This window comes from Actinoplanes sp. NPDC024001, from assembly GCF_040638955.1.
In the GTDB taxonomy this organism is placed as follows: Bacteria; Actinomycetota; Actinomycetes; order Mycobacteriales; family Micromonosporaceae; genus Actinoplanes.
In genome coordinates this window covers 41,306-65,921 of sequence record NZ_JBEZZB010000009.1, presented here as the reverse complement: position 1 = coordinate 65,921, position 24,616 = coordinate 41,306, and the positions used below count along the sequence as shown (strand labels likewise).

At 71.7% G+C, this 24,616-nt stretch carries 23 protein-coding genes; 6 read left to right on the top strand and 17 right to left on the bottom strand.

The window, feature by feature from the left end:
* Nucleotides 1-25 precede the first annotated feature (25 nt).
* Genes AB0F81_RS05860 through AB0F81_RS05820 form a run of 9 tightly spaced genes read right to left on the bottom strand, consistent with a single transcriptional unit; the run spans nt 26 to nt 10,743 of the window.
* Entirely contained in the window at nt 26-1,258 is a 1,233-nt protein-coding gene (locus AB0F81_RS05860) for an FAD-dependent monooxygenase (RefSeq protein ID WP_360191578.1), read from the bottom strand.
* A gap of 9 nt (nt 1,259-1,267) precedes the next feature.
* The gene (locus AB0F81_RS05855) at nt 1,268-2,290 is read right to left on the bottom strand and encodes a GNAT family N-acetyltransferase (protein WP_360191575.1); all 1,023 of its coding nucleotides are present in this window, start codon (nt 2,288-2,290) and stop codon (nt 1,268-1,270) included.
* A gap of 19 nt (nt 2,291-2,309) precedes the next feature.
* On the bottom strand, nt 2,310-3,449 hold the full coding sequence (locus tag AB0F81_RS05850; RefSeq protein WP_360191572.1) for a hypothetical protein: 1,140 nt from the start codon (nt 3,447-3,449) through the stop codon (nt 2,310-2,312).
* Nucleotides 3,446-4,645 (bottom strand): O-antigen ligase family protein, encoded by a 1,200-nt coding sequence (locus AB0F81_RS05845; protein ID WP_360191569.1) that lies wholly within the window; start codon nt 4,643-4,645, stop codon nt 3,446-3,448. The genes AB0F81_RS05850 and AB0F81_RS05845 overlap by 4 nt, the downstream gene beginning before the upstream one ends.
* Nucleotides 4,642-5,937: a polysaccharide biosynthesis C-terminal domain-containing protein gene (locus AB0F81_RS05840; RefSeq protein ID WP_360191567.1), complete on the bottom strand. Its 1,296-nt coding sequence runs from the start codon at nt 5,935-5,937 to the stop codon at nt 4,642-4,644. The genes AB0F81_RS05845 and AB0F81_RS05840 overlap by 4 nt, the downstream gene beginning before the upstream one ends.
* Entirely contained in the window at nt 5,930-7,576 is a 1,647-nt protein-coding gene (locus AB0F81_RS05835) for a polysaccharide biosynthesis tyrosine autokinase (protein WP_360191564.1), read from the bottom strand. Before AB0F81_RS05835 ends, AB0F81_RS05840 begins: the two co-directional genes overlap by 8 nt.
* Nucleotides 7,577-7,594: 18 nt before the next feature.
* Entirely contained in the window at nt 7,595-8,830 is a 1,236-nt protein-coding gene (locus tag AB0F81_RS05830) for a glycosyltransferase family 4 protein (RefSeq protein ID WP_360191561.1), read from the bottom strand.
* 7 nt (nt 8,831-8,837) lie between these two features.
* On the bottom strand, nt 8,838-9,980 hold the full coding sequence (locus AB0F81_RS05825; RefSeq protein ID WP_360191558.1) for an aminotransferase class I/II-fold pyridoxal phosphate-dependent enzyme: 1,143 nt from the start codon (nt 9,978-9,980) through the stop codon (nt 8,838-8,840).
* On the bottom strand, nt 9,973-10,743 hold the full coding sequence (locus AB0F81_RS05820; RefSeq protein WP_360191555.1) for a polysaccharide deacetylase family protein: 771 nt from the start codon (nt 10,741-10,743) through the stop codon (nt 9,973-9,975). Before AB0F81_RS05820 ends, AB0F81_RS05825 begins: the two co-directional genes overlap by 8 nt.
* A 237-nt stretch (nt 10,744-10,980) precedes the next feature.
* Between AB0F81_RS05820 and AB0F81_RS05815 the strand changes: the two genes are divergently transcribed.
* On the top strand, nt 10,981-12,024 hold the full coding sequence (locus tag AB0F81_RS05815) for a GNAT family N-acetyltransferase (protein WP_360191552.1): 1,044 nt from the start codon (nt 10,981-10,983) through the stop codon (nt 12,022-12,024).
* Here AB0F81_RS05815 and AB0F81_RS05810 read toward each other — a convergent pair.
* The 4 genes from AB0F81_RS05810 to AB0F81_RS05795 all read right to left on the bottom strand — a co-directional run bounded on the left by AB0F81_RS05810 (nt 11,972) and on the right by AB0F81_RS05795 (nt 14,936).
* Complete coding sequence (locus tag AB0F81_RS05810; RefSeq protein ID WP_360191549.1) at nt 11,972-13,177, bottom strand: sigma-70 family RNA polymerase sigma factor; 1,206 nt, start codon at nt 13,175-13,177, stop codon at nt 11,972-11,974. The genes AB0F81_RS05815 and AB0F81_RS05810 overlap by 53 nt on opposite strands.
* Nucleotides 13,165-13,536, bottom strand: coding sequence for a YciI family protein (locus AB0F81_RS05805; RefSeq protein ID WP_360191546.1), 372 nt, complete (start codon nt 13,534-13,536; stop codon nt 13,165-13,167). Before AB0F81_RS05805 ends, AB0F81_RS05810 begins: the two co-directional genes overlap by 13 nt.
* A 137-nt stretch (nt 13,537-13,673) precedes the next feature.
* Complete coding sequence (locus AB0F81_RS05800; RefSeq protein WP_360191543.1) at nt 13,674-14,402, bottom strand: NAD(P)-binding domain-containing protein; 729 nt, start codon at nt 14,400-14,402, stop codon at nt 13,674-13,676.
* A 24-nt stretch (nt 14,403-14,426) separates the two neighbouring features.
* On the bottom strand, nt 14,427-14,936 hold the full coding sequence (locus AB0F81_RS05795) for a pyruvoyl-dependent arginine decarboxylase (protein ID WP_360191540.1): 510 nt from the start codon (nt 14,934-14,936) through the stop codon (nt 14,427-14,429).
* 132 nt (nt 14,937-15,068) lie between these two features.
* Between AB0F81_RS05795 and AB0F81_RS05790 the strand changes: the two genes are divergently transcribed.
* Nucleotides 15,069-15,302 carry a zinc-ribbon domain-containing protein gene (locus AB0F81_RS05790; RefSeq protein WP_360191537.1) on the top strand — a complete coding sequence of 78 codons (234 nt, stop codon included), beginning with the start codon at nt 15,069-15,071 and terminating at the stop codon, nt 15,300-15,302.
* A gap of 39 nt (nt 15,303-15,341) precedes the next feature.
* Nucleotides 15,342-15,908 (top strand): hemerythrin domain-containing protein, encoded by a 567-nt coding sequence (locus AB0F81_RS05785; protein WP_360191534.1) that lies wholly within the window; start codon nt 15,342-15,344, stop codon nt 15,906-15,908.
* Nucleotide 15,909: 1 nt separating this feature from the next.
* On the opposite strand, the gene glpK (AB0F81_RS05780) is transcribed toward AB0F81_RS05785, so the two are convergent.
* Together glpK (AB0F81_RS05780) and AB0F81_RS05775 are read right to left on the bottom strand one after the other, a co-directional pair.
* Nucleotides 15,910-17,403, bottom strand: coding sequence for a glycerol kinase GlpK (gene glpK, locus AB0F81_RS05780; protein ID WP_360191531.1), 1,494 nt, complete (start codon nt 17,401-17,403; stop codon nt 15,910-15,912).
* Complete coding sequence (locus AB0F81_RS05775) at nt 17,400-18,155, bottom strand: IclR family transcriptional regulator (protein WP_360191528.1); 756 nt, start codon at nt 18,153-18,155, stop codon at nt 17,400-17,402. The genes glpK (AB0F81_RS05780) and AB0F81_RS05775 overlap by 4 nt, the downstream gene beginning before the upstream one ends.
* Before the next feature lie 125 nt (nt 18,156-18,280).
* Between AB0F81_RS05775 and AB0F81_RS05770 the strand changes: the two genes are divergently transcribed.
* From AB0F81_RS05770 to AB0F81_RS05760, 3 genes are read left to right on the top strand one after another with little or no spacing between them, the layout of a single operon-like run.
* A complete protein-coding gene (locus AB0F81_RS05770) occupies nt 18,281-19,126 on the top strand; it encodes an MIP/aquaporin family protein (RefSeq protein ID WP_360191525.1) in 846 nt (281 codons plus the stop codon).
* Nucleotides 19,119-20,636, top strand: coding sequence for a glycerol kinase GlpK (gene glpK / locus AB0F81_RS05765; RefSeq protein ID WP_360191522.1), 1,518 nt, complete (start codon nt 19,119-19,121; stop codon nt 20,634-20,636). Before AB0F81_RS05770 ends, glpK (AB0F81_RS05765) begins: the two co-directional genes overlap by 8 nt.
* Nucleotides 20,637-20,638: 2 nt before the next feature.
* On the top strand, nt 20,639-22,336 hold the full coding sequence (locus tag AB0F81_RS05760) for a glycerol-3-phosphate dehydrogenase/oxidase (RefSeq protein ID WP_360191519.1): 1,698 nt from the start codon (nt 20,639-20,641) through the stop codon (nt 22,334-22,336).
* Between the two features lie 16 nt (nt 22,337-22,352).
* Here the strand turns inward: AB0F81_RS05760 and AB0F81_RS05755 are convergent, their stop codons facing one another.
* Both AB0F81_RS05755 and AB0F81_RS05750 read right to left on the bottom strand, forming a co-directional pair.
* Nucleotides 22,353-23,216: an SDR family oxidoreductase gene (locus AB0F81_RS05755; protein ID WP_360191517.1), complete on the bottom strand. Its 864-nt coding sequence runs from the start codon at nt 23,214-23,216 to the stop codon at nt 22,353-22,355.
* Nucleotides 23,213-24,604, bottom strand: a complete 1,392-nt coding sequence (locus AB0F81_RS05750; protein WP_360191514.1) for an FAD-binding oxidoreductase — start codon at nt 24,602-24,604, stop codon at nt 23,213-23,215. The genes AB0F81_RS05755 and AB0F81_RS05750 overlap by 4 nt, the downstream gene beginning before the upstream one ends.
* Nucleotides 24,605-24,616: the final 12 nt, after the last annotated feature.

Here is a 24,616-nt window from a genome sequence, read left to right as displayed (position 1 = left end):
CATCCCTTCGCGGTGGGGAGTTCTCTCACGCGGTGTTCGGTATCGCCTGCCCGGCGGCCACGGAGTGATCGGTGGCCGGCCGGCGCCGGGCCCGGCTCCATCGCCGGAGGCTCAGCGTCCAGCGCAACAGGGTGCGCGGCACGGTGCTCTGCGTCGCCATGTGCAGCAGGTAACGCCACATCGGATATTCACCACGACGGTTCGACAGAGCGTACGAGAAACGTTTGGCCGGCAGGTCCCCGTACTCCGGCATCCTCTCGAACCAGGCGCTGCTGGCCCGCGCGGCCCGCTGCAGCGGGGCCAGTGCGACCTTGCGCCGGTGCTCGTAGCGTTCCAGAGCCACCGGCAGCTCGTCGCCGGAGGCGACGGCGTCGGCGAGCGCCATCGCGTCCTGCATGGCCAGCTTGGTGCCGGAGCCGATGGCGAAATGGGTGGTGTGGGCGGAGTCGCCCATCAGCACGACGTTGCCGTGGTCCCAGCGCTGCGCGGTGACCCGGCGGAAGTTCAGCCAGCCGGTGCCGCCCACCTCGGCGCGGTGGTCGATCAGTGCCTTGCCGTCGAGGTGCTTCGCGAAGATCTGTTCCAGCTTGGCGCAGCCGGCCCGGGCGTCCAGGGTGTCGAAGCCCAGCGCGGCCCACGTCGACGGCTGGCACTCCACGATGAACGTGCTGGTCCGGTCGTTGAACGGGTACGCGTGGAACCAGATCCAGCCGGCCTCGGTCTTCTCGAAGCCGAAGGTGAACGTGTCGAAGACGTGCGGGGTGCCCAGCCAGATGTACTTGTTGCGGGCCACCTCGACCTCGGCGCCGAAGTGCTCGGCGTGCTGCTCGCGGATCCGGCTGCGGGCGCCGTCGCAGGCCACCACCAGGTCGGCCGGCGGCAGATCCGAGAGATCGTCCAGCTCGTCGCGGTAGCTGATCTGCACGCCCAGCTCGGTGGCCCGCTCGGCGAGGATCTCCAGCAGCCGGTGCCGGCCCAGGCTGAACCCGTAACCGGCCAGGTGGGTGACCGGTTTGCCGGTGGCGCGCACCTCGTACTCGTCCCACTGGCGGGCGGACTGCCAGATCCGTTCCGCGCTGACCGGGTCGTAGCGGAACAGGTCGTCGAGCAGGTCGTCCCAGAAGACCACGCCCCAGCCCCAGGTGACGCCGGCCGGGTTGCGCTCCAGCACGGTGATCTCGTGGCCGGGGTCGGCGAGTTTCGCCAGCACCGCGAAGTACAGGCCGGCGGGGCCGCCGCCGACGCAGGTGATCCGCATGGCGGTCTCCTATCGGTACGAGGGGAACGTGGTCGTCAGATCGGCCGGGTCGGCGCCCGGGCGGCGCCGGCGCACCAGCCGCTCGTACGCCGGACGGTCGGCCACCACCCGCCAGGTGTGGAACGGGTGCCGGCTCGTCGAGAAGCCCGCCTTGTAGGTGAACAGCGAGTCGTTGCAGCCGCCCTTGCCCCCGCCGAGGTGGAAGACCTCCGCGCCGCGCTGCTTGCACCAGCGCCGCACCTCGTCGTAGAGCAGCTCGTCGGCGTAGCGTTTCGGCGCCCGGCGGGTCGACGACACGTAACCGGTGGCGATCCCGTCGTACTCGAAGAACGTGTTGCCGCCGACCACCTCGTCACCCTCCAGCGCGACCGCGAGGTGCATCCGGTCGCCGACCGCGTCGTGCAGCGCGGCCAGGTGCTCGGTGGTGAAGAAGTAGTACGACGTGGCCCCCACCCGCCGCATGTTGTCGTGGTAGACCTCCACCCACTCGGGCAGCCGGTCCCAGTCGTCGAAGACCACCCGCGTCCCGGCGCGTTTGGCCCGGTTGATGTGGTTGCGGTGATCGCTGCGGGTCTGTTTCCACATCTCCTCGACGCTCACCGTCAGGTCCATCGACACGGTCTCGCCGTGGTAGACCAGCGCGCCGAACTTCCCCAAGGCCGGCGGCAGCACGTTCAGCAGCGGATGCATTCGGATGAACGCGGACACGACGCCCTCCCCGCGCAGCGTGTCCACGAACGCGGCGCAGGCCGCCTCCCAGAACCCGGCGTCCCCCGGCGCCGCGTCACTGACCGGGCCGGGATACCCGTACGGCGAGAGCGCGTCGCGCCACTCCGAGTCGGGAATCTCCCGGACGATCAGGGGAACGAGCAGTCGCCGTCCGTCGCGTTCGAACCAGAACGCGGCCGGTGAGCCGCCGTAGAGACGGGCGTCCAGGACGACGTAGTCCGGCACGTGGTACATGTCGTGGTTGACGTGTTGCAGCGTCTCCTTCCACTCGCGTGCCGCTGGGTCCAGCAGCGTTGCCGTCATCGCATCCCCTTCCGGCGCCTCACGACCGCAGAATGCGGGCGTTGAGCGCCATGTTCGCGGCGAACTGGTCGTTCACCACCTGGTGTTTCTCCAGCCGCAGTTGCACGGCCGGGTCGTACCGGCCCAGCTTCACGAAACCGTCGGCGAACCAGCCGTTGTCCTCGCCGGTGCCGTCCACGTAGGCGCGATAGGTGGTCCCGCTCGGCCAGATCACCCTGGTCAGCAGGGCGGAGAACGCCGCGATGTCGGCGGCGGTCCAGCTGGTGCCGCGGTCGCGGGCCTCCACCACGTACGCCAGGACGCCGTTGCCGTGCCCGACGTCCTGCCCGGGCCGTTTCGCCGAGTCCCAGACGTCGCTCCAGAAGTAGGCGGTCGGCTCGACCGGGTTGCGGCGCATCTGCGCGTGCAGCCGGGTGCTGATCGTGCCGGCGACCGTCGCGTACCGCGCCCGGCGGCCCTCGTCGCCGGTGAGCAGGCCGAGGTGGAGCGAGATCAGCGCCCAGTGCGAGGCCATGTGGGTGCGGGAGCGGTAGATCGTCTCGTCGGCGCCCCGCGAGAACCACTTCTCGAAGATCTGCGTCTCGGCGAAGGCGAGGAGCTTGTCGTACCGGGCGCGGTACGCCGGGTCGGCGAAGACGCCCTTGTTGTCGCGCATCGCGACGAGCAGCGCGGTCGCGTAGCGCCAGAAGTAGCTCTCGTAGAGCGGCACCTCGTCGTTCTCGCCGGTGCGCTGCGACGACCAGCCCTGGTACTGGTCGCGGAACGAGCTGACCGCCAGCGCCGTGGAGGGTTTCGCCATGGCGACCACGTTCTCCACGAGCAGCAGCGCCCGGTCCAGGAACCGGCGCTGGTCGGTGGCCCGGAACATGGCGACGCAACCGTCCACGTCGTACGCCAGGTCGTAGTGGTCCCGGCTGTCGCCCGACTGGCTCAGCGGCAGCCCGTTGCGGTACGAGAAATCCCAGCTCTTCATGAAGATCCCGGTCCAGAACGCGACCGTCTTGACCTTCTCCGCGTCCTGCGCGGACGGTGGCGCGCCCGGCATCGGCTCGCGCACCTCGGGAACGTCGGCGCGGTCGCTCACCGCGGTGTGTGCCGCGGCGGTGGCGGCGGCCGCCGCCCCCAGACCGATCGTGATCATCAGCGTGCGTCGTTTCATCGGACGACCAGCTCTCGCTCGGGTTGCCTGGCGCCGTCGGGCGTCAGGGCGGCCGCGGCGGCCAGCGCAGCGAAGATCCAGGCCAGCCGGGAGTCGTAGTAGTCGCCGGAGAACAGGCTGCTCAGCGACACGAACACGGACGCGGCCACGGCCAGCCCGGTCAGCTGCGGCCGCTGCCCGCCGCCGTGCACGATCCGGGTCCACAGCACGAGCGAGGTGGCGAGCAGGCCGAGCCCGATCAGGCCGCCCTCGCCGGCGACGCCGAGCACGTAGTTGTGCGGGTACTCGACCATCTGGTTGACGCCGATCTCCCCGTAGAAGCCGTCCAGCCCGGCGCCGAGGATCGGATGGTCGAGGAAGAGGTTCCACGCGGCCGCCCAGATCGAGGTGCGGTCGGACAGATATTGCTCCTGCACGGTCTGCTCGACGAACCGCTCCTGGAACAGGTCGGTGAAGGCGGGCGGGGCGAACGCCCAGAGCGCGGCGCACACCCCCAGCAGCAGCACGCCGGCCGCCACCACCGGCCCGGTCCGCAGCCGGCGGCGCAGCTTCAGCAGGGCGGCGAACCCGACCACACCACCGGCGAGCAGCCCGGCCCGGGAACCGGAGAGCACCGCCGCGAGCAGGAACAACGGCGTCACCAGCAGCGGCCAGACCCGGCCCGTCAGCAGGAACATGGCAACCGCGCTGATCACCCCGAGGATCTGGATGCGGACGAACACGTTCGGCCCGCCGCCGAACGCCGAGTAGCGGCCCTGCTCGCCCGGACCACCGGCGAGCGCGGCCAGCGCGAACACCACCGCGGCGACGAACATCAGCACGAACACGATCCGGATCACCCGCTCCGGATCGGCGGTCGCGTACGCGTAGAAGGCCAGCACCAGCACGCCGAGCAGAACCAGGTCGAGGGTCTGCGGGCCGACCCGGGCGGCCGGCGGCGCCCACAGGCCGGAGGCGATCTGATAGAGGAAGAACAGCACGGCCGCGACCAGCCAGCCCTCCCGGCCCGGGCCGCCGGTGCTCCGGGGCCGGTGTGCGGCGTCCAGGCCGAGCAGCACCAGCGCGATCGCCAGGCCGATCACCCGCAGGTCCACCCAGGCCAGGTCGAGCAGGCCGGCCCGGTCCAGCGTGTACCGGCCGCCGATGGTCACCAGGACCAGCAGCAGCCCCGGCGCGAAGAAGACCCGCGAGCTCATGCCCGATCCCTGGTGGTCACCGTGGTGACCAGCGCGAACACCAGGCAGGTGGCATAGCCGGCCAGCGAGCCCCAGGCCGCCCCGAGGATGCCCAGGCGGGGGATCAGCAGGACGTATGCCGCGAAGCTCACCACGAAGCCGGTGATCTCGGCGGCCGAGACCAGCTTGGCGTGCCCTTTCGCGATCAGCAGGCCGAGGGCGACCCGGGAGATCCCGTAGAGACCGGCCGCGACGACCAGCGGCACCACGATCGACACGGCCTCCGCGTACTGCTCGCCGAAGAGCGGCACGATCAGCAGGTAGAGCGAGCCCGCCGCGATCGGCACGACCGCCAGGACGTAGAGACCGACCGCCGTCATGATCGGCCGGGTCCGCAGCGTGCCCTCCTGGTGCGCCGACCGCCACCGGCCGAGCCGGGAGTCCGCGTAGGCCCGCAGCGGCCACGCCAGCAACTCGGTCATGGTGGCGACCGAGGCGTACAGGCCCAGGGCGGCGGTGGACGCCAGCGCCGGGATGACCAGCCGGTCGACCCGCAGCATCGCCATGTTGGAGATCGCGGCCGGGAAGAGCGCGAGGCCCTCCCGGCGGACCAGGCGGTTCTGCTCGGGCCGCACCGGGACCGCATCGGCGGCCGGCGGCAACCGCAGCCAGAAGACCAGATAGGCCACGGTCGGCACGGCGCCGGCGATCAGGTAGGCCAGCAGCCAGGCGGCCGGGTTGCCGGCGCCCGCCAGGTAGAGCCCGATCAGCATGGTGAGCAGCAGCAGCGCCTCGATCACCCGGCTGAGCAGGAAGTCGCGGGTCCGGCCCACCGCGATCGCGATCGACCGGGTGGCCAGGCCGGTGGTCTCGATCAGCGCGAACCAGGCGACCATCGCGCACACCGCGGCGCCCGGCGTGAGCCTCTCCGGGGCGGCCATCCACCAGATCAGCGCGGCGGTCAGGAACAGGCAGCACGGCACGGCAAGCAGCCGAGCGTACGCGCGGACCGCCGACGCCGGGGCCACGTTGTGGTAGCTCGCCACGAAACTGCGCTCGGTGCCGAGCAGCATCACCTGGGTCGCCAGATAGACCACCTGCAGCAGCAGCGCGACCTCGCCGCGATGGGTGGGGGTGAGCGAGCGGACCATCAGGATGTTCGCGGCCAGCGCCACCACGCCGGTGAGCACCTGCGAGGCGAGCAGCAGGACCGTCGGCTCGCGCAGCAGGGTCCGCACCCAGGTGACCGGGCCACCCTGGCGTGGCGGGCTGAGCGGGCCGGCCTGCGGCCGGTCCACCTGGACCTCACTCACCGCGCTGCTGCTCCTCGTCGGTGTCCTTCGGCGTCTCGGCGGCCGGCGCCTCGATCTCGCCGGAGTTGCGCTGCACCGGCAGGTGCGGGGCGTCCTTCTGCTCGGCCGGCGTGGTGAACACCCGGGCCCAGCCGCGGACCACGTTCGCCTCCGCGCCGGGCTCGTCGGTGCCGGTCTGCTCCGGCTCGGCGTCGATCACCGCCTTCACCACCCGGGCGCGGCCCCGCGCGGTGCCGACCGGCGGCAGCGAGACGAAGGTGTCGTCGGGCCGGGCCGGGCGGGCCTGGTCGGCGTCGGAGAACAGGCTCAGGCCGGTGTCGGCGGCCGGCACCTCGGCCACGCCCTCGGGCCAGTCCTTGCCGGTCGGCAGCTTGCGCGGCAGCGCGTTGAGCACCGCGCCGGCGAGCTGGGCGCCGACCCGTTCCAGCAGGTCCATGGAGCGCTGAACGTCGGCGGTCCGGGTCCGGTTGGCGCGCACGACCAGCAGCGCGCTGTCGGTGACCCGGCTCAGCACGGTCGCGTCGGCCACGCCGTGCAGTGCGGGCCCGTCCACCAGCACCACGTCGAAGCGCTCGGTGAGGGTGCGGACCGTCGCGTTGAGCCGTGGCGACGCCAGGATCTCCCCGGGGTCGGGGGCGTGCTCACCGGCCGGCAGCACGGTCACCCGGCCGTTCAGCGAGGTCTGCAGCACGTCGGTCATCCGGGCCGTGCCGGACAGCACCTCGGCCAGGCCCGGAGCGCCCTCCATCGCCAGGAAGCGGCCCATCCCGGGGTGGCGCATGTTGGCGTCGACCAGCACCACCCGGGCGCCGGTCTCGGCCATCGCGATGGCCAGCCCGCAGGTCACCGCGGTGGTGCCCTCCTTACGGTGCGAGCCGGTGAGCAGCAGCGAGCGCCCGCGGCCGCCGCGATGCGGGTCGGCCAGCGCCGGCATCAGGGTGCGCAACCGCCGGAACGCCTCGGCGAGGTCCCGGTCGGGGTGGCCGGCCCGGCCGGCCCGGCTGCCCAGCGAGATCATCCCGACCGTCTCCAGGCCCAGCCGCCGCAGGTCGTCCTCGTCGCCGACCGTCTTCGCGGTGGCCTCCCGGACGGCGACCGCGATCGCCCCGATCAGCAGCCCGAGCACGGCGGCGAAGCCGACGTTGCGCAGCATGTTGTCGGGATCCTGCACGGTCACCGCGTCCTGCACGATCGAGACCGCCGGGGCCGGGCCGTCCTCACCGGCCGGGGTGCCGATCTGCCGGGCCAGCCCGACCAGCACCGACGCCGCGGTCGTGACGATCTCCCGGCTGCGCACCGAGTCGGCGTCCACCGCCGAGACGACCAGCAGATCGGTGCCCTCCTGGACCTGCGCGGACAGGCTCTTCTGCACCTGGTCGGCGGTGAGCTCGGGACCGAGCCGGTCCACCACACCCTGTGCCACCCGCGGCCCGGTCAGCAGCGCGATGTAGGAGTTCAGCCGGCGTGCCTCGGCGTCCGGGTCGCCGTTGCCCCCGGTCACGAACAGGATCATGGAGGACCGGTAGGCGGGCGGCGCGGTCAGCGTCAGCCCCGCCGCGATGCCGGCGGCGAGCAGCACCGGCACCACCAGCCAGAGCCATCGGCGCCGGCAGGCCCGAACGTACGCACGAAGTTCCACGCTGACTTCCCCCGATCGTCAGACCCGCTCGGACAGCATCGGACGCCGGCCGTGCGCCCGGTCCAGAACTTCCTCGAAACGGTCGAAGAGCAGGTCCCGGGAGAACTGCTCGACGGCCAGCCGGTGCGCCGCCTGCCGCGCCTGCCGCAGCCACTGCTCGTCGCGCAGGTGCCGCACCAGCAGGCCGGCGGCCTCCTCGGTGTTCTCCGGGTGGAGCACCAGGCCGGCGCCGGTCTCGCGCAGCAGGTCGGCCTGCCAGCCGCCGTAGTTGATGGCGATCGGCCGGGACGCGGCGAGGGCGTCGAAGAACTTGTTGGCCGAGTTGTCCCACAGTCCGCGGATCGGCCGGACGAAGCTGGACGACATGGTGGCCGCGCCGAGGATCACCGGCAGCTGGGTCTTGGGCACCTTCTCCCACATGTGCACCACGTCGCCGAGCAGGCCGGACTCCGCGGCGAGCCGCTTGGTGGGCTCCCACTCCTTGCCGTGCCCGACGATCAGCACCCGCACGTCCGGGTCCAGCTGCCGCATCCGCTGCGCGGCGCGCACCAGGTATTCCACGCCGTTGACGGCGCCGAGCGCCCCGGTGTAGACGATCAGCGGCCGGTCGCCGAGCCAGTCGTGCGCGGCCCGGAAGTGCCGCACCTGCTCCGGGGCGACCGCGAACAGGTCCAGGTCGGCGGCGTTCGGGATGATCGTGGTCGGGGTGCCGGGCCGGCGCGCGGTGACCCCGGCGGCCATCCCCGGCGACAGCGCGATGACCTCCCGGGCGTTGCGGTACGCGAAGTTCGCCAGCGCGCCGGCCAGGCCCCGGGCGAGCGGGTTGCGCAGCGCGCCCATCTCGATCGGCACCTCCGGCCAGAGGTCGCGGACCTCGAAGACGAACGGCACCCGGCGCAGCTTGGCGGCGATCACCCCGGGCACCGCGACGGTCAGCGGGGTGCTGGTGGCGAAGACCAGGTCGGCCTTGAGCCGGGCGGCTTTCGCCCCGGCCAGAACCATGAACTCGGCGAAGGCGCGCAGCCGCCGCGCGTACGACATGTTGTTGGAGTAGGGCACCCGGAACCAGTGGACGGTGATCCCGTCGTCGTCGGTCACCCGCCAGCCCAGCTCCCGGGCTCCGGGCGTGATGTCGGTGGTGATCACGTCGACGCTGTGGCCGCGTGCGACCAGGCGGCGGGCCTGCTCGTAGGAGCGGATCCCGCCGGCCATCCGCGGATTGCAGTAGTACTGGTGGATGTAGACGATGCGCACCGGCCTGTCAGCCTTTCTTCTCGGAGGCGACCGACCGGACGGCGTCGACGACGCGGTCCCGGTCGCGGTCGGTGAGGGCGGATCCGCTCGGCAGGCAGATCCCGCGGTGGAACAGGTCGGCGCTGACCTCGCCGCCGCGCACCACGCAGTCCTGGAAGACCGGCTGCAGGTGCATCGGTTTCCAGGCCGGGCGCGCCTCGATGTCCCGCTCGGCCAGCGCGGCGAGGATCCGGTCGCGGCCGGCGCCGAACATCTCGGCGTCGATCAGCAGGCAGGTCAGCCAGTAGTTGGGCACGCCGTAGCCGGCGATCGGCATGAATCGCAGGCCGGGCAGGTCGCCGAGGGCCGCGCGGTAGTGCTCGAAGGTCCGGCGGCGGGCCTCGATCATCTGCCCGAGGCGCTGGACCTGGCCGCGGCCGACCGCGGCGAGCAGGTTGCTCAGCCGGTAGTTGTAGCCGACGCTGCGGTGCTCGTAGTGCGGCACCGGCTCGCGGGCCTGGGTGGACAGGTGCCGGACCTGCTTGGCGACGCTGCTGTCGTCAGTGACCAGCATCCCGCCGCCACCGGTGGTGATGATCTTGTTGCCGTTGAAGGAGAGCACGCCGGCCAGCCCGAACGACCCGGCCGGCCGGTCGCGGTAGGTGGCGCCGAGTGCCTCGGCGGCGTCCTCGATCAGCGGCACGCCGTAGCGGTCGCAGGCGGCGAGCAGCGGGTCGTAGTCGGCACACTGCCCGTACATGTCCACGGCGATCACCGCGCGCGGCAGCCGGCCGCGCTCGGCCCGGGTGCGCAGCTCCTCGGCGACCAGCTCCGGGTCGATGTTCCAGTTGTGCGGGGTGCTGTCCACGAAGACCGGGCGGGCGCCCAGGTAGGCGACCGCGTTCGCGGTGGCGGCGAAGGTGAACGAGGGCACCAGCACGGTGTCGCCGCGGCGCACCCCGGCCGCGATCAGCGCCAGGTGCAGGGCCGCGGTGCCGCTGCTGAGTGCCACCGCGTGGCGCACCCCGGTGACCTCGGCCACCTGCTCCTCGAAGGCGTCCAGGTCCGGGCCGACCGGGGCGACCCAGTTCGAGTCGAACGCCTTGAGCAGCAGCTTGCGCTCGACGTCGGTGACGTCCGGAGGGGAGAGGTAGATGCGGGTGTCAGTCATGGACCCGGGTCCTCAGCGCCAGGATCGGCCAGGCCGGGTGCAGGCCCTGCCGGTGGATGAACATCGGTGAGTCGCCGGGGTGCATCGCCGGGCGCAGCGTGGTGGCGAAGCTGCGGTAGCCGGCCTCCCGGGCGGCCCGCACGTCGCGCTCGCCGAAGTCGACCGTGGGATGCCCGTACGGCGCGGCGAAGTCGCGGATCTCGACGCCGAGCTCGGCCTCGATCTCGCGTTTGGAGCCGGCGATCTCGGCGGCCGCGGTGGCGTCGTCCTGGTCGGCCAGCCGGTGGTGGGTGACCGTGTGCGACCCGAAGTCGAAGCCGGCTGCCAGCAGGTCGCGGCAGTCCTGCCAGGTCAGGTTGCCCGGCTGCCCGACCAGCCCGGAGGTGAGGAAGAACATCGCCGGCACCCGCATCTCCAGCAGCACCGGCGCGGCCACGTCGCGCCAGGTCAGGTGGGCGTCGTCGAAGGAGAGGCAGAACACCGGCCCGGTCAGCGGCCGGTCACCGGCCAGGATCCGCAGCGCCTCGTCCCAGGAGACCATCGGCCCGAGTTGCTGCAGGGTGCGCAGGTGGCGCCGCAGATCGTTGCCGTACTCCGGCGGGACGTCGTGGTAGAAGGGGAAGTAGAGGCCGGGCGCCCGGGGCAGCCGGCGGCGCAGGCCGGCCGGGGCCAGGATCCGGCCCTGCAATCGGGGCCGGGCCCGCAGGCGGCTGCGCAACCCCAGCTCGTTCAGGCGTCGCTTGATCGCCGTCGGCGGCTGCATGCGATCGGCATCCTCCCGCTAGTCGTTCCCGACCCGCTCCCGGCCACGGCGCAGCGTGGCCCATCGCGGCCTTCACCCACGATTGCAAATGCGTACGGGCGGCGGCAGTAGCAATTGTCATAAGGAACGCGAGTATTATTCACTTCAATTAGGAATAGCCCGATCGGCTTCTTGTGGAATAGCCTCACGGCGGAGCATCATCCGGCAATAGGCCTAATTCCTTCAGCGGGGAGTGTCATGCTGCGTCTGCACCGGGTGGAGCCGTCAGCCGCCCTCTTCGGCGACCGGGCCGGCTACCCCGATCGCCTGATCTTCCACACTCCCGAGTGGATCTCTTTCGTGGCCGAGTGCCAGGGCGCCGACCCGGTGCTGGCCACCGTCACCGACGGCGGCACCCCGGTCGGCCACTTCACCGGCCTGATCACGAAGAAGTACGGGCTGCGCATCCTGGGCAGCCCGATGGCCGGCTGGACCACGTCCTACGTGGGCTTCAACCTGGATCCGCGGGTGCCGCGGCGCGAGGCGCTGCGGGCGCTGATGCCGTTCGCCTTCGACGAGCTCGGTTGCGCGCACCTGGAGATCCGCGACCGGTTCCTGACCGAGCCGGAGCTCGGCGGCATGGGCCTGGTCTGGGACAGCGCGCCGACCGCGGTGATCGACCTGAGCCCGGCGCAGGATGCCCTCTTCGGTGCGATGGCCAGCGCCTGCCGCCGCAACATCCGCAAGGCGGCGAAGTCCGGTGTGGTCGTCGAAGAGGTGCACGACGATCCCGCATTCGCCGATGAATTCTACGATCAATTGCGGGACGTATTCGCCAAGCAGAATCTGGTGCCCACCTATTCGGTGGAAAGAGTTCGGTCGTTGATCCGTCACCTGGAACCCGCCGGGCGGATCCTGCTGTTACGCGCCCGCGACCCGCAGGGCCGGTGCATCGCCACCGCGGTGCTGCCCTGGTACCACCGGACCATGTACTTCTGGGGCGGCGCGAGCTACCGCGAGCACCAGCACCTGCGGCCCAACGAGACGCTGATCTGGCACGCGCTGCGCTGGGCGAAGGAGCGCGGCGTCACCGAGTTCGACTTCGTCGGCGGCAACGCCTACAAGGCGAAGTACGGCACCACCGACGTGCCGGTGCCGTGGGCCCGCCGGTCCCGCTCGCCGCTGGTGGCCCGGCTGCGCGACGCGGCCAAGCAGGGGTTTGCGCTCAAGCAGCGGGCGGCGGCGCGGCTCAACGGAGCCGGGAAGCCCGCGACTCCAGATAGCGCTGCTCGGGCAGGCTGAGCGTCAGCCGCGCCGCCCGGCGGTACTGCTCCCGGGCGCCGTCGAGGTCACCGGCCAGCTCCAGCAGGTGGGCGCGGACCGCGGCGGTGCGGTGGTGGCGGGCCAGCACCGGGTCGGTCGCGGCCTCGTCGAGGGCGGCCAGCCCGGCGGCCGGGCCGTCGACCATGGCGCCGGCCACGATCCGGTTCAGGGTCACCATCGGGCTGGGCGCGAGGGCGTGCAGCATGCCGTACAGAATCCGGATCTGCGGCCAGTCGGTCTCCTCGGGCCGCGCTGCCTCGTCGTGGATCGCCGCGATCGCGGCCTGCAGCTGGAAGGGGCCGATCGGGGCCCGCGCCAGCGTGCGGGTGATGATCGCGACGCCCTCGGCGATCGCGGCCGCCTCCCAGCGACCCCGGTCCTGCTCGGCGAGCGGGATCAGGCTGCCGTCCGGACCGGTACGGGCCGGGCGCCGTGCGTCGGTGAGCAGCATCAACGCCAGCAGCCCGGCCACCTCGCCGTCGTCGGGCAGGCGCCGGTGCAGCTGGCGGGTCAGCCGGATCGCCTCCCGGGTCAGGTCGAGGCGGTGCAACTGCTCGCCGGAACTCGCCGTGTAGCCCTCGTTGAAGATCAGGTAGAGCACCTGGCGCACCGCCGCGAGGCGATCGGAGAGCTCGTGCGGCGCGGGCATCTCGAAGCGGGTGCCGGTGTCGCGGATCCGCTGCTTGGCGCGGCTGATCCGCTGGCCCACGGTGGACTCGGGCAACAGCAGCGCCCGAGCGATCTCCGCGGTGGTGAGCCCGCCCACCGCCCGCAGGGTGAGCGTCACCTGCGCCGGGACGGCCAGCGCGGGATGGCAGCAGAGCAGCAGCAACGCCAGCTCGTCGTCGCCGCGAACCTCCGGCGCCGGCTCGTGCCGGACCGTCTCCTCCCGGCGGCGCCGGGCGCTCTCGTTGCGCAGCAGCTCCACCCGGCGGCGGCCGGCCACGGTGATCAGCCAGTTCCGCGGCTGCGCGGGGATGCCGCTCGCCGGCCACTGCTGGGCGGCCGCCAGCAGCGCCTCCTGGACCGCGTCCTCGCAGGCCTCGAAGTCGCCGTAGCGGCGCACCACCGCGGCCAGGACCTGCGGTGCGTACTCGCGCAGCAGGTCCGGCAGGGTGGTCAGATCTCCCACGTGCTCATGTCCAGGACCGGCCGCACCTCGACCCGGGTGTAGGCCGCGTCCGGCGCCTTCGCGGCCCACGCGACCGCCTCGTCCAGGTCGGCGACGTCGATCAGGTAGAACCCGGCCAGATGTTCCTTGACCTCGGCGAACGGCCCGTCTGAGGTGATCGTCCGGCCGTCGCGGACCGACACCTGGGTGGCCAGCGCCGGATCGCCCAGTCCCTCGCTCACCACCAGCACGCCGGCCTCGCGCATCTGCTCGGTGAGCCGCAGATGGCCGAGGCCGAAGTCGGTGCGCTGCTGGTCGGTCAGGGTCTCCCAGGCCGCCAGCGACTGCGGGTTGGACTGGATCAGGATCAGGTACTTCATGTGTCTCCCCTTCCTCTCGTCCGGGACGTCGAACCCGGCCGGCCGGGTTTCGACATCATCGCGGAGAAAGAAGGGGGATGCGCTGGGCCCGCCGCCGACGCCCCTCGGCGGCGGGCCTCAGCCCGGGGAAAGACCTGTCAGGCCGCGGCGACCAGGTCGCGGACGGCCTGCGCGCTCGCCGGCGTACCGGGAAGTACCCCGTGGGGGCCGTAAGGAGTCACGTAGACCGGCGTGTCCCGCTGCGTGCGCCGGTTCTCGGCGAGCGGGCCGACGTCCACGGTGTCGTAGCCGATGCTGTCGAAGAAGGCGGTCACCGCCTGCTTGGCGGCCGCGTCGTCACCGGCGATCGGCAGCGCGGAGCGGTCCGGGCTGCCCGCCGGGCGGCCCAGCGTGCGCAGGTGCTCGAACCAGATGTTGTTGAAGCCCTTCACCACGGACGCCTCGGCGAGGTGTCGTTGCAGCAGCTCACCGGTGGTGCTGGAGCCGTCCTCCAGCTCGGGGAACTTGCCGTCGCGCTCGGGGTAGTAGTTGTTGGTGTCGATGACCACCTTGCCGGCCAGCGGCTCCACCGGGACGTCCCGGTAGGCGCGCAGCGGCACGGTGACCACCACGATGTCGGCTGCGGCAGCGGCCTCGGCCGGGGTCGCGGCGCGGGCCTTCGGGCCCAGCTCACCGACCAGATCTTGAAGAGTCTCGGGGCCACGCGAGTTGCTGAGCACCACGTCGTGGCCGGCGGCCACCGCGAGGCGGGCCACGGTGCTGCCGATGTTTCCGCTGCCGATGAGTCCGATCGTCGTCATGTCAGCGCGAACCTCCGGCGGGCCCGACCGATTCCGGCCGGCGGCACACCGTGACGGGTGGCACACCGGCCGGATCGGCGATGCGGTGGATCAGTTGCGCGCGGCGCCCGCCCAGGTCGCGGTCTCGTACGGCGCGATCACCATCGCGCAGACCGGCTCGCCCTCGCAGACCGCGCCGTGCACCACGAAGTCGGGGTCCGTGAACCCTTCCTCGTGGCCGCGGACCAGGTCACGCAGGCTGTTCTTGATGGCCTGGGTGACGTAGCCCTCGCTGGTGCCCTCGTGCTCCACGAACAGGCCGCCCTGCCCGTCGAGGCGCTGCACCCAGCCGATGCCGGCCCAGGCCTGCTCGCCCGGCTCGGTCGCGTACTGCTCGGCGTAGACGCAGTACAGCTTGTCGCCCCAGGCGCCCTGCGGCGCGGGCGTCTTGCCGGTCGCGTCGACCTGGGTGCCGGGCGGGATCACGCTCGACAGCCGGACCAGGTTGTAAACGGCGATGTCGGCCTGCACCAGCGCGTCGTGGAACGCCGACAGCGTGGTGGAGCCCCGCCCGATGACCTTGATGACCGGGATCTCGTCGTAAACCGCGGAAGTCTGCAAGCCAAGCCGTCCTTTGCTCGTTGCGTCGTCAACTCTCGGACTTCTCAGTCGGCAGGCCGGCGGGCGTACTGAAGGGTTTGCCTGTGGGTAAGACCATGGGATCCAGTCACGCCCGCACGTCGAGGAGATCCCGTGTTTCTGCTGTTCGGTCTGCGGACCAAGGACCACATGGTCGGCACCCGCATGATGACCTGCGAGATCTGCGGGTGGGAGGCGCCGCAGTCGGTGCTGCGGCGCAGCACGAAGTTCACCCTGTTCTTCATCCCGCTGTTCCCGGTCAAGCCCAGCCGGGAATACCTGGTGTGCGGCCACTGCCGCGGATTCCGCGAGGCGGGCCGCTCGCATGATCTGGCCTATCCGGGGTAGGCGGCAGTCGTTCCAACCGACTGCCCCCTGGAGGAGACCGTGGCGAACCCGCAGAGCGGCGGGGACGTGATCGACGTCCTCGTCGCCGACCACCGCGACGTGACCGCACTGATCGGCAACATCCGGTCGGTGGCCGACCCGATGATCCGGCGCGACCTCACCGACACCGCGATCAGCGAGCTGGTACGGCACGCCGTGGCCGAGGAGATGTACGTCTACCCGGTCATGAAGAAGTACCTGCCCGACGGCGAGAAGGCCGTCCAGCACGACATCGAGGAGCACAAGGAGCTCGAGACGACGATGAAGCGCCTCGAGGGCCTGGACGTCGAGACGTCCGAGTTCTCCCAGGCGCTGAACAAGCTGGAGGAGCTGCTCGCCGACCACGTGCAGGACGAGGAGAACGAGCAGTTCCCCGAGCTGCGCCGCCGGGTCCCGGCGGAGGAGCTGACCGAGCTCGCCGGCAAGGTGGAGACCGCCAAGAAGCTGGCGCCCACCCGGCCGCACCCCGGCGCCCCCAACGCCGAGCTGTTCCACAAGCTGGTCGGCCCCGGCGTCGGCCTGGTCGACCGGCTCCGCGACAAGCTGACCGGCCGCGCCACGAAGTGACTCAGGCCGGCTGGATCCAGTCGAAGGTGCGTTCCACCGCGCGGCGCCAGTTGGCGTACTCGGTGGAGCGCACCGCCGGGTCCATGGCCGGCATCCACTGCCCGGCGATGTGCCAGTTGCGGCGCAGCCCGTCCAGGTCCGGCCAGTAACCGACGGCGAGCCCGGCGGCGTACGCCGCGCCCAGCGACACCGTCTCCACCGCGAGCGGCCGGACCAGCGGCACGTCCAGCACGTCCGCGATCATCTGCATCAGCAGGTTGTCCGCGGTCATCCCGCCGTCGACCTTCAGCGTGGTGAGGGTGAGCCCGGAGTTCGCGTTCATCGCGTCGACCACCTCGCGGGTCTGCCAGGCGGTCGCCTCCAGCACCGCACGGGCCAGGTGCCCCTTGGTGATGTACGAGGTCAGGCCCACGATCACGCCCCGGGCCTCGCTGCGCCAGTAGGGGGCGTACAGGCCGGAGAAGGCGGGCACGATGTAGCAGCCGCCGTTGTCGGCGACGGTCCGGGCCAGGGTCTCGATCTCCGGCGCGCTGGAGATCAGTTCCAGCTGGTCGCGGAACCACTGCACGAGCGATCCGGTGATCGCGATCGAGCCCTCCAGGGCGTACGCCGCCGGTTCGCCGGCGATCCGGTACGCCACCGTGCTGAGCAGCCCGTGGTCCGAGCGGATCAGCTCGGTGCCGGTGTTGAGCAGCAGGAAACTGCCGGTGCCGTAGGTGCATTTCGCCTCGCCCGGCGTGAAACAGGTCTGCCCGAACAGCGCCGCCTGCTGGTCGCCGAGCGCCGCCCCGATCCGCACCCCGGGGAAGGCCGCGGTCGCCGTACCGAACACGCCGATGGACGGGCGGACCTCCGGCAGCATGGCCCGGGGGATGCCGAAGAAGGCCAGCGACTCGGGCGACCAGTCCAGGGTGCGCACGTCGAGCAGCATGGTGCGGCTCGCGTTGGTGACGTCGGTGACGTGCAGGCCGCCGGTGAGGTTCCAGATCAGCCAGGTCTCCATGGTTCCGCAGAGCACGTCGCCGCGCTCCGCGCGCTCGCGCAGGCCGGGCGTGTGGTCCAGCGCCCACTGCAGGCGCGGCCCGGAGAAGTACGTGGCCAGCGGCAGCCCGCACCGCTCCTCGACGGATTTCGCCTCCGGCCGGGCGGCCAGCTCGTGCACCAGTGCGTCGGTCCGGGTGTCCTGCCAGATGATCGCCCGGCCGATCGGGGTGCCGGTCTGCCGGTCCCACAGCACGGTGGTCTCCCGCTGGTTGGCGATGCCCAGCGCGGCCACCTGGTCCAGGCCGATCCCGGCCCGGCGCAGCGCCCGCGGCGCCAGCCGCTCCACGTTGCGCCAGATCTCGGCCGCGTCGTGCTCGACCCAGCCGGGCCTCGGGAAGTGCTGCTTGTGCTCCTGCTGGGCCAGCGAGACCAGCTGGCCGCGCCGGTCGAACACGATGCAGCGGGTGGAGGTGGTGCCCTGATCGATCGCGACCACGAAACGCTCGGTCATCGGGTGGCTCCCAGGTCCCGGGAGACCGCGCGGGCGGCGTCCCGGACGTAGGTGACGAGGCGGGAATGCGGCCGGTAGTGGCTGTCGCAGATGCGCTCGACCGGCCCGGAGACGCCGATCGCGCCGACCACCAGACCGCCGTAGCCGCGGATCGGCGCGGCCACCGCGGCCTGGCCGAGCAGGAACTCCTCGACCTCGGCGGCCCAGCCCGACTCCCGCACGCCGTCCAGGGCGGCGCCGAGCGCGCGCGGCTCGACCAGGGTGCGGCGGGTGAAGGCCTCCAGGTCGTTGAAATCAAAAGCGCCGGCCCGGTACGCCAGGAGCACCTTGCCGAGAGCGGTGGCGTGCAACGGCAGCAGAGCCCCGACGTCGAGCGTCTGGAAGGTGTCGTCGGGCCGGAAGACGTGGTGCACGACCAGCACCCGTCCCTCCAGGACGGTCCCGATCCGGACCGCCTCCCCGCTGCGTGCGGCCAGCGGATCGGCCCAGTTGATCGACCGGGACCGCAGCTCGTTGATGTCCAGATAGCTGGTGCCCAGGTGCAGCAGGGCGCCGCCGAGCTGGTACTGCCCGGAGACCCGGTCCTGCTCGACGAAGCCGACCACCTGCAGGGTGCGCAGGATGCCGTGGGTGGTGCCCTTGGCCAGGTCGAGCGCCCGGGCGATCTCGCTGAGGCCCAGCTTGCCCGGCCCAGTCGCGAGTATCCGCAGGATCGCGGCGGCTCGCTCGATCGACTGCACCGTACCGGGCATGTTCCGGACCCTATGCCACCGTGTGACGACCCGCTGTGTTCGGCGTTCGACATTGTCGACCGCTGTTCATTGCCCCATACCGATGTCGTTCCTAGCGTCCCAGGCAACGGATTAGGGGAGGGAGCATGGCTAAACGACCCAGGATTCCAGGCTTGCTCGGCGAGTGTGCGGCCGAGTTCGCCGGCACGATGATTCTCATCCTGTTCGGTGTCGGCGTGGTGGCGCAGGTCGCCGGCGCGGGCATCGGAGACCACGACAGCATCGCCTGGGCCTGGGGCCTGGGCGTGGTGTTCGGCGTCTACGTCGCGGCGCGGATCAGCGGCGCGCACCTCAACCCGGCGGTCACCATCGCGCTCGCGGTCTTCAAGGGCTTCGAGTGGCGCAAGGTGGCACCCTACATCGTCGCCCAGTTCCTCGGCGCTTTCGTCGCCGCCCTGCTGGTGCGCTGGAACTACACCGAGGTCCTGAACGCGGCGGACCCCGGACTGACCATCAAGACGCAGGGTGTCTTCTCCACCCTGCCGGGCAACGGCACGCTGCCGATCAGCGAGTGGGGCGCGTTCCGCGACCAGATCATCGGCACCGCGATCCTGCTGTTCCTCATCCTCGCGGTCACCGACGTGCTCAGCACGCCGCCGCAGGCCAACCTGGCCCCGTTCATCATCGGCCTGATCGTCGTCGGCATCGGCATGGCGTGGGGGACCGCCGCCGGCTACGCGATCAACCCGGCCCGTGACTTCGGGCCGCGCCTCGCCAGCTTCCTCACCGGCTATGAGGACGCTTTCCGAGATCAGACGGGGTATCTCTACTTCTGGGTGCCGATAGTCGCGCCCATCCTCGGTGGGATTCTCGGCGCGGGCCTGTACAAAGTTCTGGTCGGGCGCTTCCTGCCCGCCGAGGGGCCGCCGGAACCGGGCCGGGTGCCGACACCCCGAGGAGACGACGACAACGTGGAGGCACGCCGTGGCTGATTTCGTCGGTGCCGTGGACCAGGGCACGACCAGCACCCGCTTCATGATCTTCGACCACGGCGGCAACGAGGTGGGCCGTCACCAGCTGGAGCACGAGCAGATCCTGCCGCAGGCCGGATGGGTGGAGCACAACCCGATCGAGATCTGGGAGCGGACGGTCGCCGTCGTGCGCACGGCCATGCAGAAGGCCAACCTGGCGGCCAGCGACCTGGCCGCGGTCGGCATCACCAACCAGCGCGAGACCGCGGTGGTGTGGGACCGGCGCACCGGGCGGCCCTACTACAACGCGATCGTGTGGCAGGACACCCGTACCGATCGGATCGCCTCCGCGCTGGACCGCGACGGGCGTGGCGACGTCATCCGCCGCAAGGCCGGCCTGCCGCCGGCCACCTACTTCTCCGGCGGCAAGATCCAATGGATCCTGGAGAACGTCGACGGGGTCCGCGAGGCGGCCGAACGCGGCGACGCGATCTTCGGCAACACCGACAGCTGGCTGATCTGGAACATGACCGGCGGCGTCGAGGGCGGCAACCACCTCACCGACGTCACCAACGCCAGCCGCACCATGCTGATGAACCTGGAGACGCTGGACTGGGACGACGAACTGCTGTCCTTCTTCACCATCCCCCGGCAGATGCTGCCGGAGATCCGGCCGTCGTCCGACCCGAACACCTACGGCGTGGCCCATTCGCCGGGACCCCTCGGCGGCGACGTGCCCATCACCGGCGATCTCGGCGACCAGCAGGCCGCCACGGTCGGCCAGGTCTGCTTCGCGCCCGGCGAGGCCAAGAACACCTACGGTACGGGCAACTTCATGCTGCTCAACACCGGCAACAACCTGGTCCGCTCGGAGAACGGGCTGCTCACCACGGTGTGCTACAAACTCGGCGACGCCGCACCGGTCTACGCCCTGGAGGGCTCGATCGCGGTGACCGGCTCCGCCGTGCAGTGGCTGCGCGACCAGTTGCACATCATCAACTCGGCGCCGGAGAGCGAGACACTGGCGGCGCAGGTGCCGGACAACGGCGGCGTCTACTTCGTGCCGGCGTTCTCCGGGCTGTTCGCGCCGTACTGGCGCTCCGACGCCCGGGGCGCCATCGTCGGGCTGTCCCGCTTCAACACCAGCGCGCACATCGCCCGCGCCACCCTGGAATCGATCTGCTATCAGACCCGCGACGTGGTCGACGCGATGGCGCAGGACTCCGGGGTGACGCTGGACGTGCTCAAGGTGGACGGCGGCATCACCGTCAACAACCTCTGCATGCAGATCCAGGCGGACGTGCTCGGCGTGCCGGTCAGCCGCCCGGTGGTGGCCGAGACCACCGCGCTCGGCGCCGCGTACGCGGCCGGGCTCGCGGTCGGCTTCTGGAAGAACACCGACGAGCTGCGCGAGAACTGGAACGAGTCGCAGCGCTGGCAGCCGAACTGGTCGCAGGAACAGCGCGAGCAGGGCTTCGGCAAGTGGAAGAAGGCGGTGCAGCGAACCCTCGACTGGGTGGATGTGGACTGATCATGACAGCTCTGTCACCTTCCTACCGGGACGCCGCCCTGACCGCGCTCGCCGCGGCCGAGGTCGACGTGCTGGTGATCGGTGGGGGAGTGGTGGGGGCGGGTTGCGCGCTCGACGCGGTCACACGGGGACTGACCGTGGGCCTCGTCGAGGCGCGCGACTTCGCCTCCGGCACGTCCAGCCGGTCCAGCAAACTGATCCACGGCGGGCTGCGCTATCTGGAGATGCTGGACTTCGGGCTGGTCCGTGAGGCGCTGCGGGAGCGTGGTCTGATCCTGCAGCGCCTCGCGCCGCACCTGGCCCGGCCGGTCCGGTTCCTCTACCCGCTCAAGCACCACGGATGGGAGCGCCTGTACGCCGGATTGGGCGTCACCCTCTACGACACGATGGCCTGGTCGCACTCGCTGCCCCGGCACCGGCACCTGACCCGGCGCGGCGCGCTGCGCGCCTGCCCGGCACTGCGGGCGGACTCCCTGGTCGGCGCGCTGCAGTACTACGACGCGCAGGTGGACGACGCCCGGCACACGATGTTCCTGGCCCGTACCGCCGCCGCGTACGGGGCACACGTCGCCTCCCGGACCGAGGTGGTCGGCTTCCTGCGCGAGGGGGAACGGGTCACCGGGGTGCGGGTCCACGACCTGGAACACGACCGGACCTTCGAGATCCGCGCCCAGCAGGTGGTCAACGCGACCGGGGTGTGGACCGACGACACCCAGTCACTGGTCGGCGAACGCGGGCAGATCCACGTCCGCGCCTCCAAGGGCATCCATCTGGTCGTGCCGCGGGACCGGATCCAGTCGTCGACCGGGCTGATCCTGCGTACCACGACCAGCGTGCTCTTCGTCATCCCGTGGGGCCGGCACTGGATCGTCGGCACCACCGACACCGACTGGTCGCTGGACAAGGCGCACCCGGCCGCCTCCAGCAAGGACATCGACTACCTGCTCGCCGAGGTCAACAAGGTGCTGTCGCGGCCGCTGGAACGCGCTGACGTGGAAGGCGTCTACGCCGGGTTGCGGCCGCTGCTCACCGGTGAGTCCGACTCGACGTCGAAGCTGTCCCGCGAGCACTCGGTGGGCAGCCCGGTCCCCGGACTGGTGGTGGTCGCCGGGGGTAAGTACACGACGTACCGGGTGATGGCCCGCGACGCGATCGACGCGTGCGTGCACGGGCTGGCCCGCACGGTGCCGCGCTGCGTCACCGACGAGGTGCCGCTGCTCGGCGCGGAGGGTTATCCGGCGCTGTGGAACCGGCGCGGGCTGCTGGCCGCCGAGTCCGGGCTGCACGTGGCCCGGGTCGAGCACCTGCTGCGCCGGTACGGGACGCTCACCAGCGAACTGCTCGACCTGATCCGCGAGGAGCCCGGTCTGGGCCGGCCGATCGACGGGGCCGACGACTACCTGCGGGCCGAGTTCATCTACGCGGCCGCGGCCGAAGGGGCCCGGCACCTGGTGGACGTGCTGGCCCGGCGTACCCGGATCTCCATCGAGACCTTCGACCGCGGCATCGTGGCCGCGCCGGAGGCGGCCGAGCTGATGGGCCGGGTGCTGGGGTGGACACCCGAGCAGTGCGACCGTGAGGTGGAGAACTACCGGCTGCGGGTGGAGGCCGAACGCGCCTCCCAGGAACAGCAGGACGACGAGACCGCCGACGCCGCCCGGCTGGGCGCCCCGGATGTCATCCCCGTCCGGCTGTCCTGAGAGAACCCGGCGATGATCAGCCGGCGGCGGTGGTGGCCGGCTGATCCGCGATCGGGCGGAACGCCGCGGCGTAGTCCCGGGCGAAGCCGGCCAGCGTCCGGGCCGGCCGCCCGGTGAGCCGCGGGATCGTGTCGGTGACGCCGGCCATCCGGCCGGACCGCTGGGCGGCGAAGATCGCGACGATGGCGTCGGCGGTCTCCGGTGGCATCCCCTCGGCGGTCATCGCCCGGCGGGCGTCGTCGTCGCTGACCGGCACGTAGGAGACGGTGCGGCCGGTGGCCGCGGACAGTTCGGCGGCGATCCGTTCATAGGTGACCGCCTCCGGGCCGGTCAGGGTGTAGATCCCGGTCAGGTCGCCGGTCAGCAGTTCGGCGGCGGCCTCCGCGACGTCGCGGGGATCCACGAACGAGATCGCCGCGGTGCCGGCCGGGGCGAACAGCATGCCGGTCCGCGCGATCGACCCGGCGTAGGCCAGCAGGTTCGTGAGGTAGGTGCTGGGGCGCAGCACGGCCGTGGCCATGTTCTTCGTGGCCAGGTGCTGCTCGATGGCGCCGTGCCAGCGCTCGAAGAGCAGCGGCGAGCCGGGGGAGGCGTCCGGGCCGGAGAGTTTGACGATCCGGCGGACACCCGCGGCGACGGCCGCGTCGATCGCCGCGCACTCGTACTCCACCTGGCCGGGAACGTTGCCGCAGGCCAGGAAGAGCTGGTCGGCGCCGGCCAGGGCGCGGTCCAGCGAGGCACGGTCGGCGAAGTCGCCGGTGATCTCGCCGGAGCGGGCGGGACGGCGGACGAGGGCGCGTACCGGCACGCCACGGGCGGTGAGAACGCGGACGAGGTGCCCGCCCACATTGCCGGTGGCGCCGGTCACCAGGATGGTCATCGGATTTCTCCCTTGCCGGGTCGGATGTTCGGGTTGAGGTGGAAGACGTTCTCCGGGTCGAAACGCTGCTTGAGGGCGGTGAGCCGGGCGAGCCGGTCGCCGTACGCCGCCCGGACGCCGTCCGGGCCCTCGTCGGAGAGGAAGGTGGCGTACTGGCCGTCGCTGTGCGGGCCGAGCCGGTCCCAGCCGTCGCGCACCCAGGCGCGGTGGCGGCCGGGGTCCGGGTCGCCGGGGCGCCAGTTCGCGATCAGCCGCAGCTCGAAGCCGGGTGCCCGGGCGCCGACCGCGGTGGCCTCCGGCGCCACCCGGCTCGCCGCCCCGCCGATCACCCAGCCGTTGACCAGCGAGAACGGCGAGGTCATCGAGGTGACGAACGCGGTGATCAGGTCGGCCACCGCGCCGGTGAGGGCGGGCAGCCGGCGCGAGCGCCAGTAGGAGGCGGTACCGGCCGGGGCGCTCAGGTCGAGCATCGACTGGATCGAGCGGTACGGGACCGGGCGGACCAGGTCACCGATCGGCGTGCCGGTGCCGCGCAGCGGGGCCAGCACCCGGGCGCCCTCGGCGAGGTCGCCGCACCAGACCGGCAGCAGGCCGAGAACCGGGGTGCCGTACCGGTCGGCCGGCAGGAACGGCATCGGCGGCGCCGGCGCGGCGAGGAGGACGACGCTCAGCTCGTCCGGGGCGGTGGGCGCGAAGTCGTTCAGGAACCGCAGCACCCGGGCGGCCTGGTCGAGCGGCCAGAAGATCGGCCCGCCCAGCACCAGCGGCCCGACCGGGTGCAGGTCGTACTCGAACGCGGTGACTACGCCGAAGTTGCCGCCGCCGCCGCGCAGGCCCCAGAGCAGGTCGGCGTCGGCCCGGACCCGCTCGCCGTCGGCCGTCACGACGTCGGCGCCGCGCAGGTTGTCGACGGTCAGGCCGTGGCGGCGCAGCAGATGCCCGAAGCCGCCGCCGAGCGTCACCCCGGCGATCCCGGTGGAGCTGATCGTCCCGCCGGTGGTGGCCAGCCCGTGCCGCTGGGCGGCCAGGTCGAACTCGGCCCAGGTCAGGCCGGCTGCGGCGCGGGCGGTGCGGCGGACCGGGTCGATCGTGACGGACTTCAGCCCCGAGAGGTCGATGACCAGGCCGCCGTCGCGTACCCCGTACCCCAGGACCGAGTGACCGCCGCCGCGGACCGCGACCGGAAGGTCGTGCTCGCGGGCGAAGCGAATCGCCTCCTGGACGTCGTCGGCGCCCGCGCAGCGGGCGATCAGAGCCGGATGCCGGTCGATCGCGCCGTTCCAGACCCGGCGGGCCTCGGCGTAACCCTCCTCGCCGGGCCGCAGCAGCGTGCCGCGGAAGCGGGCACGCAGCCGGTTCGCGAGATCGCGATGCACTGTTGTGGTCATGCGGGCAGGATG

Bases quoted from the DNA above. Each gene is read 5' to 3' on its own strand.
- AB0F81_RS05860 (WP_360191578.1), bottom strand. From the start codon at position 1,258: ATGCGGATCACCTGCGTCGGCGGCGGCCCCGCCGGCCTGTACTTCGCG.
- AB0F81_RS05855 (WP_360191575.1), bottom strand. From the start codon at position 2,290: ATGACGGCAACGCTGCTGGACCCAGCGGCACGCGAGTGGAAGGAGACG.
- AB0F81_RS05850 (WP_360191572.1), bottom strand. From the start codon at position 3,449: ATGAAACGACGCACGCTGATGATCACGATCGGTCTGGGGGCGGCGGCC.
- AB0F81_RS05845 (WP_360191569.1), bottom strand. From the start codon at position 4,645: ATGAGCTCGCGGGTCTTCTTCGCGCCGGGGCTGCTGCTGGTCCTGGTG.
- AB0F81_RS05825 (WP_360191558.1), bottom strand. From the start codon at position 9,980: ATGACTGACACCCGCATCTACCTCTCCCCTCCGGACGTCACCGACGTC.
- AB0F81_RS05820 (WP_360191555.1), bottom strand. From the start codon at position 10,743: ATGCAGCCGCCGACGGCGATCAAGCGACGCCTGAACGAGCTGGGGTTG.
- AB0F81_RS05815 (WP_360191552.1), top strand. From the start codon at position 10,981: ATGCTGCGTCTGCACCGGGTGGAGCCGTCAGCCGCCCTCTTCGGCGAC.
- AB0F81_RS05805 (WP_360191546.1), bottom strand. From the start codon at position 13,536: ATGAAGTACCTGATCCTGATCCAGTCCAACCCGCAGTCGCTGGCGGCC.
- glpK (WP_360191531.1), bottom strand. From the start codon at position 17,403: ATGACCGAGCGTTTCGTGGTCGCGATCGATCAGGGCACCACCTCCACC.
- AB0F81_RS05775 (WP_360191528.1), bottom strand. From the start codon at position 18,155: ATGCCCGGTACGGTGCAGTCGATCGAGCGAGCCGCCGCGATCCTGCGG.
- AB0F81_RS05770 (WP_360191525.1), top strand. From the start codon at position 18,281: ATGGCTAAACGACCCAGGATTCCAGGCTTGCTCGGCGAGTGTGCGGCC.
- AB0F81_RS05760 (WP_360191519.1), top strand. From the start codon at position 20,639: ATGACAGCTCTGTCACCTTCCTACCGGGACGCCGCCCTGACCGCGCTC.
- AB0F81_RS05755 (WP_360191517.1), bottom strand. From the start codon at position 23,216: ATGACCATCCTGGTGACCGGCGCCACCGGCAATGTGGGCGGGCACCTC.
- AB0F81_RS05750 (WP_360191514.1), bottom strand. From the start codon at position 24,604: ATGACCACAACAGTGCATCGCGATCTCGCGAACCGGCTGCGTGCCCGC.